This window comes from Ectobacillus ponti (genome assembly GCF_024294785.1).
Taxonomy (GTDB): domain Bacteria; phylum Bacillota; class Bacilli; order Bacillales; family Bacillaceae_G; genus Ectobacillus; species Ectobacillus ponti.
This window is the reverse complement of sequence record NZ_JANCLT010000004.1, coordinates 157251-177131: the sequence shown is the minus strand read 5'-3', so window position 1 is coordinate 177131 and position 19881 is coordinate 157251. Positions and strand designations below refer to the sequence as shown.

The following is a 19881-nucleotide window of genomic DNA, read 5'->3' as shown; positions in this document are numbered from 1 at the left end:
AATATGCAGACAAATAAAAAAAGCTCCCTGCCTAAGGAGCTTCCAGCTTGACTGCCTGTTTTAAAGGAGTGGTTTAAGCTTTTGTTGTGCATGTTTATTATAGCGCACTTGTCTGCAGAAAACAGCAAAAAATTATGGAAATCTTTCATATGGATTGTTTTTCCATGCCTCTTGTATAATGGGGAGGATTGGAGGCGATTTGCATTGAAAATAGCGGAGCCTGTCCAAGAGCGGGTGCAGGCGCTTGATATCATCCGCGGCTTTGCCGTATTTGGCATCTTTCTGGTCAATTGGCCGACACTGTCCGGCTTGGAGTCCTTAAATGGGCAAACCGTATACAGCGGAACGGATGCAGTGGTCCGGCTGCTGTATGACATGCTTGTGCAAACGAAGTTCTACACCATGTTTTCTTTTTTATTTGGTCTTGGCTTTTACATCTTCATGAGCCGCGCGGAAGCAAAGGGCGCTTCAGCACGAACATTGTTCCTGCGCCGCCTGCTGCTCCTGTTCCTCTTCGGCGCGCTGCACTATGTGCTGCTCTGGGGCGGGGACATTCTGCACAGCTATGCGATGGCCGGCCTGCTTCTCTTGTTGTTTTACCGCTGCAAACCGGAGGCGCTTCTTGTTACAGGCTCGGTTTTGCTGACTTTGTTCGTTTTGTTTATATTTGCGGTATATGGTACAGTCCCTCTTTCCCATACAGTAAATGAAATTAAAAATCCGCTGGCAGCATGGGGCGGACAGATTCAGTACCGCTGGAGCTACTTTCTCCATGGGAACATGAGCAATAACATCATTCTCCTTCCCGAGACAGTTGGGTTGTTTCTTCTGGGACTGTATGCCGGGAAAATCAAATTATTCCAGCGCACCCGGGAGTTCGATCGTACATTATGCATTGTACAATCAGTTTCTCTTGTGCTGGCCTTGCCTTGTTGGTATTACATGCTGCGTTATTATTTCAGCACCGAATCCTACAATGCCACGGCTATTTTTCCCTGGGTGCTCCTGAGCGGCAAGTTTTTATTCATTTTTTATACAGTCACATTGCTGCGCTTGACGGGGCGGGAACGCTGGCTGCGACGGCTGCAGCCGCTTGCCTGGGCTGGGCGGATGGCACTTACAAATTATATTGCTCAAACCATCGGCACCCTTTTGCTGTTCAGCCTGTATCTGAAGCTGGATGGGCCGCTTTCTCTCGCCGCGAGCCTGGTCTACTGTCCATTGTTTTATCTGCTGCAAATCTGGTGGAGCAGGCAATGGCTGTCCCGGTTTCAGTACGGACCGCTGGAGTATCTATGGCGGATCGGCACATATGGACGCACCTTTCCCATCCGCAAGCAAGAAAGCCTCCCCGGCTGAATCCGGAGAGGCTTTCTGCTTAAGAAGCTGTTTCCATAGCTTGCTTCATCTCCGCTTGCTTAGATGGCAGCAGATTGAACAGCACGTTCAGCACAACAGCAGTCAAGCTGCCAAGCACAATGCCGTTGTCCGTCAGAATGCGGATGCTTTCCGGCATTTTGGCAAACAGGGTTGGAACTACAGTAATGCCGAGACCCATGCCTACAGAGCATGCTACAATCAATAGATTTTCCTGCTTTGCAAAGTCCACCTTGCTCAGCATTTTAATGCCGTATGCCATAACCATGCCGAACATCGCCAGACTCGCCCCGCCAAGGACTGGATGCGGGATGATGGTTGCCAATGCCGCAATTTTCGGGATAAAGCCGAGCAGGACCAGCAAGGCGCCGCATACGTAGATAACAACGCGGTTTCTTACGCCGGAGAGCTGGACAAGGCCGACGTTTTGGGAATAGGTTGTGTATGGGAACGAGTTGAACACACCGCCCAAAATAATCGCCAGGCCTTCTGCCCGGTAGCCTTTTGTCAGATCCTTCTCCGTCAGCGTGCGGCCGCAAATGTCAGACAGGGCAAAGTATACGCCGGTCGCCTCCACAACCCCGACACAGACTACAAGAATCATGGTAACAATCGGTGTCACTTCAAAGGTCGGCGTTCCGAAATAGAACGGCTGTACCGCGTGCAGCCAGCTTGCCTGTGCAACGGGCTTCAGACTGACCATGCCCATGAAGGATGCTGCAATTGTGCCAAGAACAATGCCAAGCAAAATTGCGATGGAACGAATAAATCCATTAAACAGACGGTACACGGCAATAATAAACAGCAAGACGCCAAAGGCCAAGGCCAGATTGGCAAGACTGCCAAAATCCTTGCTTCCCACGCCGCCTGCCATATCATTCATGGCAACGGGCACAAGCGTAACGCCAATGACAGTTACAACCGAGCCGGTCACGACCGGCGGGAACAGCTTGACAAGCTTGCCGAAAAAGGATGCCAATACAACCATGAACACCCCCGCCACAATGATAGAGCCGTAGATGGCAGAAATGCCGTACTTGCCGCCGATGGCAATCATCGGTCCTACTGCTGTGAACGTACAGCCAAGCACCACCGGGAGGCCGATGCCGAAAAAGCGGTTGCTGAGCGCCTGCAAAATCGTTGCGATGCCGCACATGAAGATGTCAATTGCAACAAGGTATGTAAGCTGTTCGGAATTCAGCCCGATGGCACCACCGACAATAAGCGGCACAACCACTGCGCCCGCATACATAGCGAGCATATGCTGAATGCCAAGTGAGAAAACCTGAATGGGATGCTGTTTCATGATTGTGCTCCTCCTGCAGTGACGGTTTCTAGGAATGTAACCGTGCCATCCTCCAAGGATGCCACTCTTGCCAATGATTCTATGCGCACACCGGTCTGCTCCAGCAAAGTCCGGCCGCTTTGGAACGATTTTTCAATGAGAATGCCGATGCCGACAGCCGTTGCGCCCGACTGCTTCACCACATCAAGCAGCCCGAGTGCCGCCTGGCCGTTTGCCAGAAAATCGTCAATGATCAGCACCCGGTCCGTTGCCTGCAGGTACTCCTTGGAAATAGAAATGTCGTTCGTTTCCTGCTTTGTGAAGGAATGCACTTGTGAAATGTACAGATTATTCTGCAGCGTCAATGACTTGCGCTTTCTGGCAAACACGACGCTTACCCCCAGCTCCAGCCCCGTCATAATGGCAGGGGCAATGCCCGAAGATTCAATCGTTACAATTTTCGTGATCCCCTCGTCCACAAATCTCTTGGCAAACTCCCGGCCGATGTCCTGCATTAATGCCGGATCCATCTGGTGGTTCAGAAACGAATCCACCTTCAGCACCTCCGCGGACAGCACCTTTCCTTCTGAACAAATTTTGTTTTGTAAAGCTTGCATAATGACTCTCCCCTCCTGTGAATGCAAAAAAGCCCCAAAAAGCAGACCCCACTCTTACAAGTGAGGAACAAGCTTTTGGGGCTGCTAAGGCAAAGAAAGACCAAGCAACATCGAAAATGAAGCATCCTCACTCATAGTCGATCCGTTTACGGCGGTCGGTAGAAACTTGCGGGCCATATCCCCGCGATTATATGAGTGGTTGTTATGTATGTAAGCTATAAAGCAATTATACACAAGTTCTTGTCGCTTGGGAAGAAACAAATTAGCGAAAACCGTATATTTTTATCATCCGCAATAGATATTGTTCGTATCCTATGTCAATATGCTTTTTTCTGCCCCTGCAGCCGTTTCACAAAAAATTCACAGTTGCAATAGGGGAAACCTCCCCAGACCATTGATACATAAGGTTTGCACTATATCTATAGTTATTATTGTAACAATGAACACTTTTTGAAACCGCCTCCATCCATGTAGAAATTACCAAAATGTCCTGTATGATGAAGATGTGATATATATTTTCGCCAAAACAGGGGGGAGAAACATGGCAAAACCAGAATTGGCAAAGGGGACAAAAGTCGAAAGCCAATCTTCACTGAAAGGTACACTCACGGCTGTTTTCTTGCTCGGCGCCTTTCTAATTTTCACCTGGCTGAGCGTATACGCAATCTTCATCGAAAGATTGTAAAATTGTTGCAAAGGGGGAGCGACATATGCATTTGCATAAGTACGAAAAAATTTGGCTTATTTTTGGCATTGGATCACTGCTTGTATTCCTCTCCGTCATTGGAGTCGGCGCCTACTACAAAGGACAGCAGCCGCCAAGCTGCTTGACCACCATTGATCCGGAAAAGGTGGACCAAACTGCACCATTTGACCAGCCCGGCGTGAAGCAGGTTGGCGATAACCACTACCAGGTGGCAATCGTCATGCAAGCCTTTGCGTTTACGCCAAATACAATCAAGGTGCCAAAAGGGGCAACCGTTGACTTTGTGGTCACGACGAAGGATGTCGTGCACGGCTTTGAAATTGCAGGGACAAACGTAAATATGATGGTTGAGCCCGGCTATGTCAGCACAGCTACAAAAGTATTTGATAAAAAGGGCGAATACTTAATTCTGTGCAATGAATACTGCGGCACAGGTCATCACATGATGACAGCGAAGGTTGAGGTGACGGACTGATGAGCACAATGTCAGAAAGAGTGGATAAACGCGATGGCAAACTGGCAATGGCGCACTTGTATGTAGCCTTCATTGCTCTGTTTTTAGGCGGCTTATGCGGCCTCCTGCAGGTTCTGGTCCGCTCCGGCAAATTTACCTTGCCGGCCGGAATCGGATATTACCAGGTTCTCACAACACACGGTGTATTGCTTGGACTTGTTCTTACTACTTTCTTCATTATAGGATTCTTAATTGCCGGCATGAGCAAAACGGCAGGCACATTTACGGAAGGCAGACGGAAAACCGGCTGGATCGGCTTCTGGCTGATGACAGTAGGCACCGCCATTACAGCTACCTTCATCTTGCTCAATCAAGCATCTGTGCTATACACATTCTACGCGCCTCTGAAGGCGCATCCCGGCTTCTATATCGGTCTGGCGCTCGTTGTGGTCGGCAGCTGGATCAGCGGATTTGCCATGTTCGCGCACTACCGCGCATGGAAAAAACAAAACCGCGGACAAGTCGGGCCCCTGTTCAGCTTCATGGCAGTTGTCACAATGCTGCTTTGGCTCGTGGCAACACTCGGTGTCGCAGCAACCGTTCTTGTTCAGTTCATTCCTTGGAGCTTGGGACTGGTCGATAAAATTGACGTTCTGGTCAGCCGTACCCTTTTCTGGTACTTCGGCCACCCGCTCGTGTACTTCTGGCTGCTGCCGGCATATATGGCTTGGTATGTGGTCATTCCAAAGGTAATCGGCGGCAAAATTTTCAGTGATGCGTTGGCACGTCTTTCCTTTATACTGTTCCTGCTGTTCTCCATTCCGGTCGGCTTCCACCATCAACTGGTAGAGCCGGGCGTGGATCCGAACTGGAAGTTCATCCAGGTTGTGCTGACATTCATGGTTGTCATTCCATCTCTGTTGACAGCATTCTCTATGTTTGCCACCTTCGAGCAGTATGGACGCTCGAAAGGGGCCACAGGCTTGTTTGGCTGGATGCGCGTGCTTCCTTGGAGCGATGCCCGCTTCTTCGCGCCATTTGTTGGTATGCTGATCTTCATTCCGGCAGGTGCGGGCGGTATCGTCAACGCCAGTAACCAGTTGGACCAGGTTGTTCATAACACGATTTGGATAACCGGCCACTTCCACTTGACTGTGGCGACAACTGTACTGTTGACATTCTTCGGTGTTGGCTACTGGCTCATTCCGCACCTGACCGGCCGTGTGCTGACAAAAGAAATGAACCGCTTGGCGATTATCCAGACCTGCATATGGGCAGTGGGCATGTTCTTCATGTCAGCAGCCATGCATATCGAGGGCTTGCTGGGAGCGCCGCGCCGTTCTTCCTTCTCTACCTACGGCAACTCTGCCCAGGCGGCTGAGTGGATTCCATACCAAATTGCGCAGGCAGTCGGCGGAACCATCCTGTTTATCGGCATCATCATTGCCATCATCATCTTCCTGGATCTGGCATTCTTTGCTCCGAAGGGGGAAACAGAATTCCCGATTGGTGAAGTGGCAGAAGCAGCCGAGCGCACGCCAATGGTGTTTGAGAACTGGAAGCTTTGGATTGGCATCACAATTGCTCTGATTTTGTTTGCATATACCATTCCATTCATCGATATTATCCAAAATGCACCGCCTGGATCAAAAGGATATAAACTTTGGTAAGACAAACAGAGGGAACCCTGCACTGGGTTCCCTTTCTTTCATAGGCAGCCTTTTTACGGTATATTCAGGTTAAGTGACATCAGCCTGTCTGTCATACGGAGCAAGAATTCCTCAAAGGCATGTGACTGTCGCCCACAAAAAAAGAGCCGGCTTATGCCGTCTCCCCTTATAATCACAGTTCGTAAATGTTTGTGTATTTCTCTTCCAGGTAGTCGGCCAAATATGCCGCGGTCAAGCCTTCTCCTGTGGTATCACGCAGAATTTCCAGCGGCTGCTTGAGCTTGCCAAAGCGGTGCACCTTCTCAGTGAGCCACTCGCGGATTGGCATCACATTGCCTTCTGCCAGAAGGGCATCAAAATGCGGGATGTCCCGCAGCATCGCCTGCTTCAGCTGCGCGGCATACATATAGCCAAGCGCATAGGATGGGAAATAGCCAAAATCGCCGCCGGACCAATGCACATCCTGCAGCACACCCTTCGCATCGTTTGGCGGCACAATGCCGAGATACTCTTCCATCTTCTCATTCCAAACACTCGGCAGGTCACGCACTTCCAAGCTGCCGTCAAACAACGCCTTCTCCAGCTCATAGCGCACCATGATATGCAGCGCATAGGTCAGTTCATCCGCCTCGATGCGGATGAAAGATGGCTTGGACTCGTTGATGGCATCGTAAAACTCATCCAATGTCACATCATCAAATTGTCCATCTGCAAATTCCTTCAGCAGGGAATAGTTCTTTTCCCAGAACTTCTTGTTGCGGCCGATAAAGTTCTCAAAGAACAACGATTGTGACTCATGGATGCCCATGGACGTTCCGTCACACAGCGGTGTGCCAATCAAATCCGCTGAGATATTTTGCTCATACACAGCATGCCCGCACTCATGAATCGTTCCAAAAACAGCTGTGCGGAAATCATACTCATCATACTTGGTCGTGATGCGCACATCACCGGGATTCAATGTGATGGCAAACGGATGTACCGTGGTGTCTAGACGGCCCGCATTGAAGTTATAGTTCAGCTGCTTCAGCAGTTCCAGACTGAAGGCCTTTTGCTCTTCCGTCGGGAAATACGCCAGCAGCGGCTCCGTCTTCAGCTTCTTGCCAGAAGCGGCAATACGCTGCACCAAAGGCACAATCCGTTCGCGCAGCTCGCCAAATACGCGGTCCAGCACCTCAACCGTCATCCCCGGCTCATACATGTCCAGCAGTGTGTTATAGCGGTATCCCTCATAGCCCCAATAATCAATAAACTTCTTTTTATATGCGACAATCTGCTCCAGGTATGGACGGAACACCTCAAAATCAGATTGCTCTTTTGCTGTTTCCCACATGCTTTCGGACTTCGCCTGCAGCTTCACATATTCCCGGTACTCTGACTCCGGAATCTTCTTGTTGCGGTCATACTCTTTGCGGCACTCCGCCACCGTCTTGCGCGTTTTCTCAGACAATCCCTCCTGCTGCTCCAGTTCCTCCAAATACCGCCGCATCTCCTCTGATGTCGACATGTTAAAAATATCAGCGGACAGCTGGCTGATGACCTCGGAACGCTGCTCCACCCCGTTCTTCGGCGCGCCGGTGCGCAAATCCCAGAACATCAGGTTCAGGGCTTCCCCATAGTTCATCATGCGCTTCACATAAGCCGAAAATTGCTGCTCTACACTCAAGATATTCCCCTCCTTATATGTAAAAAAAGCTTGGCACGAGGTGCCAAGCCTATTGTATCACGTTTCCTTCTACTGGTAATGCATTCAGGACAGCCTGTACCACTTTTTCATCCTCTTCTTTGCGGAGGAAAATGGTAACCGTCCCTTCATCCTCGCTTGTACGGATGAGACGGCCGATGCCCTGTCGCAAGCGAAGAATCATATATGGCAGGTCCACCTCTGCAAATGGATGATCTGCATGGCTGCGCTTGGATTCAAACACAGGGTCGTTTGGCGGGAATGGCAGCGACCAAAGAATCACATGAGATAGAGAGGCGCCGGGGATGTCCAGCCCTTCCCATAGATGCACAGCGCACAGCACAGTTTCCTCTTCATTTTGGAACCGGGACACGAGGCCGCTGATTTCCTGGTCTCCTTCATATAAGAACGGCACGGACAGCTGCTCGCGGTCCACACGATTGCGGAAGGCCTGCAGCTCCTCCTTCGTCCGGAATAACACAAGCGTACGTCCCTGCAGCTTCTCGATTTCCTGCAGCGTATATTGCACTTTTTCCTCTAATGCATCCCCGCTGTAGGTCGGCAGCACCACGCGCATATTCTCCTCATAATCAAACGGAGATGCAACAGAGAAGGACATATACTCCTCTACTCCCAGGCTCTTCGCGATGTAGGCGAAGGATTTGTTTTCAGACATTGTCGCGGACGAGAAGAGGTACGGAATACGCTTGGAGAATACCTTTTCGCGCATCACTTCCTCCACTGCATGCGGCATGATGACAAGTGTAAAGCCATCGCTGCTTCTTTCCCCCCATGTTACGACATTTTTGCCGGCCGTAAACAGCTTGAGGGAATGCTCCAAAATATCCAGATGCTCGTCCACAATATTCAGGTCATATTCATCAACGGTATGCAGTTCACTTTCGAATACAAGCGCATCACCGATTTCCTCCACCCGCTTGTACAGTGCATTGGCTTCCTTGCGGACATCGTCTGTTACGGTCAGCTTCAGACGGTGCGAACCCGGCACTTCCTGCGCATATTGCTCCACGCGTTGGAAGAACTCATTTGTCTGCCAAATGGTATCTTCAATCAGTTCAGCGAATTCAATACGGATGTCATTCTGCAGCAGCCGCGTAAGCAGCTCCTCCATCATGTTTTGCTTCAAACGGTAAGTAAGCGCCTTTTGCGCTGCATATTCGAGCAGGTGCCCTTCGTCAAATACCACGCAACTCGCTTCCGGCAGAAGCGGCATTTGTCCTTCACGCTTGCGCGCTTCCTGCGTCCAAATGTGCTCCATGTAAAAGTCCTGTGAGCAGATAATTAAATCGGCAGACTTGCGGTAATGCTCACGGGATAAAGTTTGGCCGCAGCGGTGGCGGCGGTCGCAGGTAAAGCAGTCTTGGAAATAATCCCAAGACACACGGTTCCAATCCGCGTCGCTCAGCAGCGGATATTCCTTCCGGTCGCCGTAGTGATGGAAGCTTTGCATTGTGCCATTGTCAAACACAAAATCAGGCAGGCTGTAATAAGCATCCTCAATTTCCTCCGATACATCCCCGCTCATGGCATGCTCGACCTTTTTCAGGCACAGATAATTCTCCATGGATTTGGCCAAACGCACATCCACATGCAGATTCAAGGCCTTGGAAAGCTTGCCGATGTCGCCCTCTTCCTTTACAAGCTGCTCAATCAGGGTCTCGTCCGCACAGGCAATGATGGCAGGCTTGCCGGTATATCGCGCATAGCAAATGGCATACAGCAGATAGACGATTGTTTTTCCCGTCCCCACGCCTGCCTCGGCAAACGCAACCTGCTTCTCGCGGAAAGCGCGGTCAAGCTGGAATGCCATAAAAATTTGCTCATCACGCAGTTCAAAGCCCGCTTCCGGCAGGATATCGTAAAATACATCCCCAATCCACTCATTCAATTTATCAAAAAAGTTATCCTGCTTGCCGACTGTAAACGGCAGCTTCTCTCTCGTCAACATGCGTCTCCTCCAACTCTACAATACAAAATGTAAAAAGTTTTCCGCATGCGGAAAACTTTTTATTCAATGATATGCCGCAGATAATCCGGATCAATGAGCGTTTCATGAGACAACGCATGCAAGTACTGCTCACGGGCTGACTGCAGGCTTTCCGCCTCCGTGCCATGCTCCTTAAGCAGATGGGATGTTGTCTGGATTGCCCGTTGAATCAAATCAAATTGTGTATACAGCCGATTCATATACCGCTCCTCCTTCTTGAACAATTCGCATAATAGACAGTATACGTGTTCAGGAGGCAATTTATTCTAGCTGCGCGGCGGCCGCTTGCCGAAGTACTGATAATAATCCGTACGGATAAAACCATTGAACAGCTTGCGCTTTTTGGAGGCTTCCTTGCCGTAGCAGGCCTCAAACTGCGGATAGCTTGTCATCACATACACAGACCATGTATCAAGCGGACGGAACACCTGTCCCATTTCAGCATACAGCTTTTCCACCTGCGGCTTTTCGCTTAAACGCTCCCCGTAAGGAGGATTCGTCACAATATAACCGTATTCCTCTTTTGTCGTAAAATCTTTCACCTGCATTTGCTTGAAGGTGATCAGGTCGCCAAATCCGCCTTCATCCGCATTGGCTTGGGCAATGCGAACCATGCGATGGTCAATATCCGAGCCGATAATCTGCAGCGGCTGGTCATACTTTGCCAAATCCTCTGCTTCCTGGCGGGCACGATTCCATTTGTCCTTGCCGATCCAGCCCCAGTCCTCAGACGCAAAATCACGGTTAAAGCCGGGAGCGATGTTTTGCCCAATCATCGCCGCTTCGATCGGAATTGTTCCAGATCCGCAGCATGGGTCTACAAACGGACGGTCCGGCCGCCAATTTGTGAGCATAACGAGCGCCGCGGCTAAGGTTTCCTTCAACGGCGCTTCGCCCTGATCCTGCCGGTAGCCGCGCTTATGCAGTCCCGCAAATCCGCTTGTATCAATGGTCAGCGTAGCAATATCCTTTAACAGGGATACCTCAATCCGGAACAGCGGCCCCTTTTCCTCAAACCAACTGTTGCGCTTGTAGACGCGCCGCAGCTTTTCCACAACTGCCTTTTTCACGATGCTCTGGCAGTCCGGCACACTGAACAGTGTGGATTTCACAGATTTTCCCATTACCGGAAACTCCGCATCCTCCGGAATATACCGCTCCCAATCCAGCGCCTTTGTCTTTTCAAACAGTTCATCAAAGGTGGTCGCCTTAAACTCGCCGACCTTAATTTTCACACGGTCAGCCGTGCGCAGCCAAAGATTGCTTCGGCAGATGGCACTCTCATCCGCCTCGAAGATGACCTTGCCGTTATCAACCTGGCACTCATATCCGAGATCGCGCACTTCCCGTGCCACCAGCGCCTCCAGCCCCATGGCAGCAGTCGCAATTAATGTAAGTTTCGTCATATGAAATCTCCTAACGCAAATAGCTTCTTTACCAGTTTAACCCCCACTGCTATGTACATGCAAAAAGCTCTCCAGTTTGGAGAGCTGCTACGTTTTTGACATAGGTGCATAACGTTCTATAAGCCATGTTCTGTACCTTTGTACTGCCAGCGGCTCCCGCCTCGTACTCCGGTGGCGACCATCTATCTACAGGTTGCCCTGTCCTTCTCTCTCGTTCATTTCCTTGGAGAAGATGCCCCTACCATAATTTGGGTTTCTCGCTCGTGGGGTTTACCTCGTTCCACTCCCCTCATTTCTTCGGGGACTCCGTCACTGTGGCACTTTCAAGGTAGTCAGACCATATCCGGCGGACTTAGGTCTTTTCCCTGCCGTTAACCTTTACAGGCTACCCTGACTTATGACTTCGCCAGGCACGAACACTACAGCCGTCGCAGGCTGTGCGAGCATGGACTTTCCTCTACGGCCAAAGGGCCGCAGCGATCACCCAAACGTTATGACTCCACCTAGTATAGTGGAAAAGCAAAAGAATTGCAATGTCTTTTTGGAAATCACTCGTACAGCTTGCTGCCGAATACTGCCTTCTCCAGATTGGACAGGCGCTTCAGGATATCCGTGTTGACACTGTTGTACGCCGGCTGCGGCGGCTGCACAGGCATTTGCGGCTGCGGCTTTGCCTTTTGCTCCTGCAGCGCGCGCTTCAAGCGGGCATTCTCCAGCTGAAGCTGCTCAATCTCCTGGTGGAACGTTTCATAATCCTTAATGATTACATCTAAAAATTTATCGACTTCTTCCTGTTGATAACCGCGGAGGCCTGTTTTGAAATCCTTCTCCAAAATATCCTTTGCGGTCAATTTAATTTTATCAGAAAGCATATTTTCACCCCAAGTCTTTGCCAAAACTTTCTATACCTGAATTTTTTCATACCTGTTGCCCTCTTGTCAACCGGTTCTCTTATTCCGGGTGGCTTTCGCTCCACTGCTCTTCCTCAGCCAGCAGCTGCAAATCAGAAAAGCGGATCAGCATGCACCCGTAGTCAGCCTGCTCCTGCCGCTGCTTGGCAAGCTCTACCAAAAACCGCGGGCTCCCCTCTTTCTCCTCATCGTATACCGCCAGCAAACCGTTGCTCTTTTCAATTAAGAATATGTTCTTGGCCCGAAATTGCTGTGGGCTTTCGTACTTCCGTTTCGTGATGCTGTCTACATGGTCAGCACGGGATAAGATATGTAAATAATACTCCTTATTCGCATCATTCCACTTTTCCTCCTGCTCAAGAAACGGCGTGAACACGCCTACCTTCAGGTGTGGATGTTCCTCCCGCAACTCGTACGCAACCTCTGCTGTCCACAGCTCCACGCCAAGCTGGCCGCTGATGATGACCCATTCCAGCCCTTCATCAAGCAGTGAGAGCAGCTGGCGCCGAAGAGCCTTCTTAATCATATCAATGCCGGGATGCTTGGAGGAAAAAATGCCGAGCTCTTGCGGTTTGTAGCCTGTTACCGTCAGAATCCTCATTACGCTTCACCCTTCTTCAGCATACCACAGAACAGTGCAAAACAAAAAGACCGGCTGAGCCGGTCCCTGTCATTACTTCTTGAACATTCCTGCAGCCGGGCTTACATTCGGTCCCATATTTGGTCCCATATTTGGTCCCATATTTGGTCCCATGGCTGCACCGGCAACCATCGGGTTCATGTTTGGTCCCATGTTCGGGCCTGTTGCTGCACCTGCCACCATTGGGCTTCCCATCATTGGCGCGCCGCCCATCATCGGGCCTGTCGCTGCGCCTGCCACCATTGGGCTTCCCATCATTGGCGCGCCGCCCATCATCGGGCCTGTCATAGCGCCTGCCACCATCGGAGACGGGCCGAAGCCGTATGGAGACGGGCCTGTTGCTGCGCCTGCCACTAACGGTGCTGGTCCAACCCCCGGAACATCTGTAACGTTTACTGTGTTCGCTACAGACTGTGTTTGCGGGAAATAGTGCTGGTTCTGGATCATTTGGTGGTTCACGAGTGTATTATGCTGTGGATGGATGTGTGGAACTACCGTTGTAGAGAATGTGTGTGTTTCACAATATTTTGTCGGGTGTACGACAGGAGGTGCCATATTCACTGGCCCAGTAGCAGCCGGGGAAACATAATTTGGTCCTCCACCAAAACAAGGTTTGCAATACATAGTCTTTGTTTCTCCTCTCTATCATAAAGATTTGATTACACTGTACAATATGATAAAGGGATGGTACATGACTGTTATAAACACCTATTTATCAAGAGAAAATTGTGTACAATACATGCTTGAAGCTTGTAAAAATCACAAATGTCAGCGTCACCATTGCAAAAAACATATATAAGATTGCCTTTCTCACTTGCTTCCCTCTCCTATTTCAGTCTATACAACATACAATTGTAAGACGGATAGGGCCAGCATACAACTGCTTTACAGCAAGAAATTAAATTCTTTATTTTCTGACTATTATGATGCATTTAACGGATAAAGAAGCCCCCCACCTGCTTGAGCAGTCCTGTCACCTGATTCATTGCGTTCATCATTTGACCCGCCGTATTCATCATCTTCGGAATATCGTAGTTGCCATCGCTTGTTTTGAATTGTGACATGATCCCCGGGCTTTGCTGTTTCTTCATATAATTCTGCTTATTCATGGCTGGATATGGTGTGTACGGGTTAAATCCGGGATTCATCGTCTGCGCCGGGGGCTTGGGCGGGTAGAACGCCGGCTGCTGTGCATGGCCGTTCATAAAGGATAATTGAAACGGCTGAAAGTAGTTGGGCTGCGTTGGATAAAACGGCTCAAACGGATGCATATTGTACATCACCGGAGGATGCATGCCGTCGCCTGCCTGGTTTGGAAACATCATCTTCCCCACCTCCTTTTTTCTCTTCTACTCCTAGCGTATGACGGGAACAGGGCGGATGTGTAGCCATGGGGAATGTCTATTCTTGTCGGAAGTTTAAATTTTTAAAAATCAAGAGATATTGCTTTTTTGTGATACGATGAAGTTGGAAGGCATATCTTTTCAAGGGGGAAACGGATATGACACTAGGGGAGCTTCGGAGAATTTTCATGAGTTTAAAGCAGTATGAGCCTGAGGATACGAATGAACTGTTGGATTTTGCCCAACAGCGTTATTTACAAGGCGAAATTTGTGTGCTGCAGTACCGGAATTTGATAAGAGAGCTAGAAGCAATTGGCGCGAAGAAGCCCGATTATATAGTAGATGGGCTTGTGCAGCGGAATGCATAAACAATGGAGAGGAAACCCTCTCTTTTTTTTGTGGGAACTTTCTCCTTGGGCGCAGGTACAACAGACGAATGCAATGGCTATTCCAGTGGCAAAAGCAGCTGTTCGTACATGCTCTCCCGCACGAACAGCTGCCAAGGAGCTTTAATTATGCTTGGCCAGTTCATCTAGCAGGCCGGCAAGCGTATAGCGTATGGCTTGATGCGTTTGCTTGAACCGCCTCTCCTTTTGTGTGCCAAAGCATGCAAGCGCATTATTTTGCAGGTTCTCATGCGTCTGCCGGATTTGGGAAGCATGGATATATTTCGGTCGATGCTCCCTCATCCAGGTAAGCGCCGCTTCCTGCCATCGCGCCAGCAAATCATCAGTTTCCTCCACAAATGGCTTTATATCCTCATAAAAGGAAAATTCCCGTACTGTTTCATGTATGAGCAGCATCTCATCATTTCGTTCGAGCAGCTGCCTTGTCAATTCTTCCACTTTTTCTTCCATTCTGACACCCGCCGTCCATTCCGTTTCAGACGACCTGAAAGCCGTCCTGCCTCAGTATATCGTGTACAGGCGTAAATTTCATCCTACACGGCCGCAATCTTTCTTAAAAGAGGCGTTGCCAGCCAGTCGCCCTCCTCCAAATGCCGCTCCAGTTTCCCTTCCATATGCGTCAGGCTTACATGCAGCACGTCCATGCGATCCAGCAATGATTCTTCCTTATGCTTTACCGTATGGTTGATACGCAGTGTCATCTGCATATCAAGCAAATCAAGAGTATTGAGAAGCGAATCCATCCCATTCAACACTGCATGCTTTGAAACCATCTCCATGTTTTTCAGCCTCCTCATTGCCTTCTTACATGTGTAATTCGCCAGTCAGGAAATTACCCCTTCCCCGCTGACAAAACTAGTTAGAATTCGGCAAAGAAAGCGTTTTTTTCCGCTACATTTCCTCTCTAATATGAAGGATTCCCTCCAAGGCAGCCATGAGATGCAGCTGCTTTTGCTTGAGAAGGAAATGCTCGGTAATATCCGGCTCCTCCTCCGGCACAGTAAAGGAGAACCACTCCTGCAGCGGCTGTTCCGGCGTCCACCAATCCTCCACATGGCTGCGCTGGTGCGGGATCATGGGAAATACATCGCGCAGCTGCGGTGTATCCGGATTTTTATGAAAGGCGAGGTATTGCTCGTAATCCGTCCGTGACCCTGTGTGGACAGTATGATCAGAAAACAGCTGAAACGATTCCTGGTAGTCCGGATGGAACAGCAGCCATGCCAGCCGCTTGCCAAGATCGATGCGGTTTGAGATATCTTCAAATCCCTGAACCGAGAGCCCGTACAGCCTGCCCCCTTCCGTTGGGAACAAAACAGAGCTGAAGTGGAAGAGCTCTTGAAATTTAAATAATAAGGAATGAAAGACATGCTTTTGGAAGTAGGGATGCTCAATCACCGGCTTTTGAATCATGTTTTGTTCATTTATAATCAGGGCGGTCATCAGGCGGTTCAAATCCGGCTTTTGCCAGAAGCGTTCCCACTCCCCTTCCATGAAGGCGGATACGCGGAGCTCCGCCAGCAAATGAAAAAGCGGCCTGTTTTCCCGCTTGCTGTATTCATACAGCAGAAGCTGCGGATACGCATCATCAAATATGAACCAATTGGCCCGCTCGTAAGTCAAGAACAGCCGCTTCCGTACTGTGTCAGAGAGAATGCGCGGAAAGTACTTCCCCTCCAAATCCGTCATATTCCACCCTGCGTTGCGGGAAACCATGCTCGCCAGAAAGGCCCAGCGGATTTCCGGCTGCCGCCTGTAATATTCCTGATAGGCATGCGTCCGGGTAATATTATCCGCATTGCCGGCCTCTGTCTGTCTTCGCACCGCAGCCAGCAGACGATGCTCCGCAGCGGTCGGCCTTCGTATTTTCCTGCGCTCCTGAATACCCGTGTACATCTGTGCGTCACTCTCCCTTCCGCATTCCTTTCTACACACTATGTTTCCCGGCTTGTCAGAAAAACTTTATCACCTACTTTGTCGATTTTTTGATATAATCTCTTTTGTAAGTGATTTTGCAGTAGGCTGGAGTGAGCACGCGATGGCAATTCGATATCCAAATGGCAGAAAGTATATCCCGGAGGCAGGCACTCATAAACCGCCTGTAAAGAACCATACTTATAGTAACAGAGGGATGAGTTTAGAAGAGGAATTGAATGAGACAAATCAATACTATCTGGCCAACAACATGGCATGTGTACATAAAAAGCCGACGCCGCTGCAAATTGTGAAGGTTGATTACCCGCAGCGCAGTGCGGCGGTCATCCGGGAAGCATATTTCAAACAGCCGGCCACCACGGACTACAACGGTGTTTATAAGGGGAAATATATTGATTTTGAGGCGAAGGAAACGCAAAACAAAACAAGCTTTCCGCTACAAAACTTTCACCCTCATCAGATCCATCATATGGAGCAGGTGCTTGGACACGGGGGCATCGCGTTTGTCATCATCCGCTTCGCGCAACAAGACGAGGTGTACCTGCTGGAGGCGGAACACGTCATCGCCTATTGGAACAAGCAGATGGCCGGAGAGCGAAAGTCCATTCCCAAACGGGAAATTGAAGAGAAAGGACACCGGATTGAGACCGGCTACCACCCGCGCATCCGCTATTTGGACATACTGGACACACTGTATTTTTCGTGATAAAGTCAACCGTAACATTCATTTTTCGACACTTTTAAGAAAGTGAAAGGCAGGAGAAAGCATAATGTCAGACACATATCGTTCTCGCGAAGAACGAAAACAAGTGGAAAAACAAAGGCAGGAGCAGAAGACGAAAAATGAAAAGCCGTCTCAAGCAAAAAAGAAAGGCTCATTTTTCAAAAAGTTCCTCATTGCCTGCCTGCTGATTGGAATTGTCGGGCTCGGAGCAGGTGTCTCCGCCTTTTTCGCCATGATTAAGGATGTTCCTGCAATCGACGAATCCAAGCTGGCAGATCCACTTTCGACAAAATTTTATGATCGCAATGGCGCGCTCATTACAGAGTATGGGTCAGAAAAACGAACCTTAATCACTTACAAGCAAATTCCGAAGGTTGTAGAGGATGCGTTCCTCGCTACAGAGGATGCCCGTTTCTATGAACACCATGGCATTGACATAAAGCGTACCGCTAAAGCAATCTTTGAAAACGTCACAGGCGGCTTCGGTTCGCAGGGCGGCAGCACCATTACCCAACAGGTGATCAAAAACTCCTTCCTCAGTCCCGAAAAGACACTGAAGCGGAAGGTGCAGGAATGGTACCTGGCTTACAAGCTGGAGCAGAAATATTCCAAGCATGAAATTTTGGAGATGTATTTAAATAAGATTTATCTGGGAAACCGTGCTTACGGACTGGCCTCAGCAGCAGCCCGATACTATGGCATTAAGGATCCAAGCAACTTGAACAAGCTCACCCTGCCCCAGGCTGCCATGCTGGCGGGTCTGCCGCAGGGACCAAGCCGTTATGATCCGTCTCAGGAAGCGAACCGCGAGGAAGCGACGAAGCGCCGGAACATTGTCCTGTCTCTCATGAACAGACAAGGCTTCATCACCAAGCAGCAGATGGACGATGCAATGAAGGTACCTGTAACGGATGGACTTGTTCCAAGCACAGCTGACAGCATGCCGCATCAAGCCTTCCTGGATGCAGCCGTGAAGGAAGTGGAGAAGCAGCTTCCTGATGTCGATATCAACACAGACGGATTAAAGATTTACACAACAATCGACCAGCAGCAGCAGGATCTTGCTGACAAAATTCTTGATACAGGCGATTATGTGAACTATCCGAATGACCGCTTCCAAGCCGCTTTTATATTTATGGACTCCAAAACGGGCGAAGTGCGGGCCATCGGCAGCGGCCGCAAGGAGAACAAGGCAAAGTTCCGCGGCAACAACTATGCGATTGAAATCAATCGGCAGCCTGGATCAACCTTCAAGCCGGTGTTCGACTACGGTCCGGCAATTGAAAACCTGAAGTGGGGCACTGGCCATCAAATGGAAGATAAAGAGACAACCTATTCCACCGGCAAGCCGCTTCGCAACGCCAACAGACAATATCAGGGCTGGGTCACAATCCGCAAAGCCCTGCAGTGGTCTTATAACATTCCTGCCTACCTCACCATGAAGGAGGTTGGAATTGACAAGTCCAAAACATTTGCCGAGAATTTGGGCATTCATTTTGAAGAAGGCCCTTATGAATCAACAGCGATCGGCGCCAATAACGTGAACCCGCTGGAAATGGCAGGTGCATACGGTGCCTTTGCAAACAGCGGCATATACACAAAGGCACATTTTGTAAAGAAAATTGTTTTCCCTGACGGCAAGGAAATCAGCTTTGACCAAAAGCCAAAGCGTGTGATGAGTGATGCCACCGCATATCTCATCACAGATATGCTCCGAACAGTCGTGGATGAGGGAACCGGACAAAGCGCAAATGTACCGGGTCTGGATATCGCCGGCAAAACAGGAACAACCAACTTTGAAGATGAAACCATCGCAAAATACGGCTATCCTGGCAACGCAACAAGCGACAGCTGGTTCGTCGGCTATACGCCGCAGTACACCATGTCTGTTTGGACCGGCTATTCCAAAAACGGGCCGGGCAACTACATGGTGGGCGACACAACCAAGATTTCACAGCTTATTTTCAAGCAAATGATGAAATCCTTCGGCAATGATCGTTCTGCCTTTGAACAGCCGCAGAGTGTATACCGCGGAGAGGATAAGGAATTGTACATCATTAATGGTGAAAAGCCGGTTCCACAAAAACCGGAAGATCCGGCTGGCCTGCAGGCAAAGTATGACCAGACCAAGAACATCATCTCCTTGAACTGGACATTCCCTGCCGACAAGCTGCAGAATACCAGCTTCCAGGTAAGCTACTCTCTTGACGGCGGCCCGAAAGCAGTGCTCAAGACAACAACAGAGCTCGGATTGGCCGTGTCCAATGTAAAGCCGGGCGGACGCTATACGTTCTATGTCACTGCAATAAAGAACAGCAAGGCAAGCCAAGAGCTTACTGTAACAGTAGTGGTGCCAGAAGCAGCCAAGCCGGCTCCGAATCCTGGAAACACAAATGGCAACGGCAATGGCAACGGTTCTGGCAACGGCACGGGTACTGGCAACGGCACGGGTACTGGCAACGGTACGGGTACTGGCAACGGTACGGGTACTGGCAACGGTACGGGTACTGGCAACGGCAATGGCAACGGCACGGGTACTGGCAACGGTACGGGTACTGGCAATGGTACGGGTACTGGCAATGGTACGGGTACTGGCAATGGTACAGGTACTGGCAGCGGCAATAACGGCACAATTAAGCCACAGGCACCTTCATTGGCGCCCGGCCAAACACCGATTGACTTCTGATTAGAGGGCCAACAGCCCTGGTTCATGA

At 49.8% G+C, this 19881-nt stretch carries 20 protein-coding genes, 1 other RNA gene and 1 riboswitch; of the genes, 7 read left to right on the top strand and 14 right to left on the bottom strand.

The window, feature by feature from the left end:
* Positions 1-204: 204 nt before the first annotated feature.
* Complete coding sequence (locus NK662_RS09685) at positions 205-1359, top strand: DUF418 domain-containing protein (protein WP_254758723.1); 1155 nt, start codon at positions 205-207, stop codon at positions 1357-1359.
* A gap of 19 nt (positions 1360-1378) precedes the next feature.
* Here the strand turns inward: NK662_RS09685 and pbuX are convergent, their stop codons facing one another.
* Both pbuX and NK662_RS09675 read right to left on the bottom strand, forming a co-directional pair.
* Positions 1379-2683 (bottom strand): xanthine permease PbuX, encoded by a 1305-nt coding sequence (pbuX, locus tag NK662_RS09680; RefSeq protein WP_254758722.1) that lies wholly within the window; start codon positions 2681-2683, stop codon positions 1379-1381.
* On the bottom strand, positions 2680-3279 hold the full coding sequence (locus tag NK662_RS09675) for a xanthine phosphoribosyltransferase (protein ID WP_254758721.1): 600 nt from the start codon (positions 3277-3279) through the stop codon (positions 2680-2682). Before NK662_RS09675 ends, pbuX begins: the two co-directional genes overlap by 4 nt.
* Positions 3280-3393: 114 nt before the next feature.
* A riboswitch (purine riboswitch) is annotated at positions 3394-3494 on the bottom strand.
* Between the two features lie 326 nt (positions 3495-3820).
* Between NK662_RS09675 and NK662_RS09670 the strand changes: the two genes are divergently transcribed.
* The 3 genes from NK662_RS09670 to NK662_RS09660 are packed head-to-tail and all read left to right on the top strand — an operon-like array spanning position 3821 to position 6109.
* The gene (locus tag NK662_RS09670) at positions 3821-3964 is read left to right on the top strand and encodes a cytochrome c oxidase subunit 2A (RefSeq protein WP_254758720.1); all 144 of its coding nucleotides are present in this window, start codon (positions 3821-3823) and stop codon (positions 3962-3964) included.
* A gap of 25 nt (positions 3965-3989) precedes the next feature.
* Entirely contained in the window at positions 3990-4460 is a 471-nt protein-coding gene (locus tag NK662_RS09665) for a cytochrome c oxidase subunit II (protein ID WP_254758719.1), read from the top strand.
* Positions 4460-6109: a b(o/a)3-type cytochrome-c oxidase subunit 1 gene (locus tag NK662_RS09660; protein ID WP_254758718.1), complete on the top strand. Its 1650-nt coding sequence runs from the start codon at positions 4460-4462 to the stop codon at positions 6107-6109. Before NK662_RS09665 ends, NK662_RS09660 begins: the two co-directional genes overlap by 1 nt.
* A gap of 172 nt (positions 6110-6281) precedes the next feature.
* Here NK662_RS09660 and NK662_RS09655 read toward each other — a convergent pair whose 3' ends face one another.
* The 9 genes from NK662_RS09655 to NK662_RS09615 all read right to left on the bottom strand — a co-directional run bounded on the left by NK662_RS09655 (position 6282) and on the right by NK662_RS09615 (position 14083).
* Positions 6282-7775, bottom strand: coding sequence for a carboxypeptidase M32 (locus NK662_RS09655; RefSeq protein ID WP_279664144.1), 1494 nt, complete (start codon positions 7773-7775; stop codon positions 6282-6284).
* Between the two features lie 49 nt (positions 7776-7824).
* Positions 7825-9762, bottom strand: coding sequence for an ATP-dependent DNA helicase (locus NK662_RS09650; protein WP_254758717.1), 1938 nt, complete (start codon positions 9760-9762; stop codon positions 7825-7827).
* A 59-nt stretch (positions 9763-9821) separates the two neighbouring features.
* Positions 9822-10001 (bottom strand): DUF3921 family protein, encoded by a 180-nt coding sequence (locus NK662_RS09645; protein WP_254758716.1) that lies wholly within the window; start codon positions 9999-10001, stop codon positions 9822-9824.
* A 66-nt stretch (positions 10002-10067) separates the two neighbouring features.
* Complete coding sequence (locus tag NK662_RS09640) at positions 10068-11207, bottom strand: THUMP domain-containing class I SAM-dependent RNA methyltransferase (RefSeq protein WP_254758715.1); 1140 nt, start codon at positions 11205-11207, stop codon at positions 10068-10070.
* A gap of 114 nt (positions 11208-11321) precedes the next feature.
* Positions 11322-11699: RNase P RNA component class B (gene rnpB / locus NK662_RS09635), an RNA gene on the bottom strand.
* A gap of 56 nt (positions 11700-11755) precedes the next feature.
* Positions 11756-12079, bottom strand: coding sequence for a cell division regulator GpsB (gpsB, locus tag NK662_RS09630; RefSeq protein WP_254758714.1), 324 nt, complete (start codon positions 12077-12079; stop codon positions 11756-11758).
* A gap of 79 nt (positions 12080-12158) precedes the next feature.
* A complete protein-coding gene (locus NK662_RS09625) occupies positions 12159-12719 on the bottom strand; it encodes an SLOG family protein (RefSeq protein ID WP_254758713.1) in 561 nt (186 codons plus the stop codon).
* 72 nt (positions 12720-12791) lie between these two features.
* Positions 12792-13313, bottom strand: coding sequence for a CotD family spore coat protein (locus NK662_RS09620; protein ID WP_254758712.1), 522 nt, complete (start codon positions 13311-13313; stop codon positions 12792-12794).
* 377 nt (positions 13314-13690) lie between these two features.
* On the bottom strand, positions 13691-14083 hold the full coding sequence (locus NK662_RS09615; protein ID WP_254758711.1) for a YppG family protein: 393 nt from the start codon (positions 14081-14083) through the stop codon (positions 13691-13693).
* 176 nt (positions 14084-14259) lie between these two features.
* Between NK662_RS09615 and NK662_RS09610 the strand changes: the two genes are divergently transcribed.
* A complete protein-coding gene (locus NK662_RS09610) occupies positions 14260-14469 on the top strand; it encodes a YppF family protein (protein ID WP_254758710.1) in 210 nt (69 codons plus the stop codon).
* A gap of 141 nt (positions 14470-14610) precedes the next feature.
* Here the strand turns inward: NK662_RS09610 and NK662_RS09605 are convergent, their stop codons facing one another.
* The 3 genes from NK662_RS09605 to NK662_RS09595 form a co-directional block, all read right to left on the bottom strand.
* Positions 14611-14958 carry a YppE family protein gene (locus NK662_RS09605; protein WP_254758709.1) on the bottom strand — a complete coding sequence of 116 codons (348 nt, stop codon included), beginning with the start codon at positions 14956-14958 and terminating at the stop codon, positions 14611-14613.
* 83 nt (positions 14959-15041) lie between these two features.
* Positions 15042-15287, bottom strand: coding sequence for a hypothetical protein (locus tag NK662_RS09600; protein WP_254758708.1), 246 nt, complete (start codon positions 15285-15287; stop codon positions 15042-15044).
* A 112-nt stretch (positions 15288-15399) separates the two neighbouring features.
* The gene (locus NK662_RS09595; RefSeq protein WP_254758707.1) at positions 15400-16404 is read right to left on the bottom strand and encodes a DUF2515 domain-containing protein; all 1005 of its coding nucleotides are present in this window, start codon (positions 16402-16404) and stop codon (positions 15400-15402) included.
* Positions 16405-16546: 142 nt separating this feature from the next.
* Here NK662_RS09595 and recU point away from each other — a divergent pair, with 142 nt between their 5' ends.
* Both recU and NK662_RS09585 read left to right on the top strand, forming a co-directional pair.
* Positions 16547-17149 (top strand): Holliday junction resolvase RecU, encoded by a 603-nt coding sequence (gene recU / locus NK662_RS09590; RefSeq protein ID WP_254758706.1) that lies wholly within the window; start codon positions 16547-16549, stop codon positions 17147-17149.
* 64 nt (positions 17150-17213) lie between these two features.
* Positions 17214-19853 (top strand): PBP1A family penicillin-binding protein, encoded by a 2640-nt coding sequence (locus NK662_RS09585; protein ID WP_254758705.1) that lies wholly within the window; start codon positions 17214-17216, stop codon positions 19851-19853.
* Positions 19854-19881: the final 28 nt, after the last annotated feature.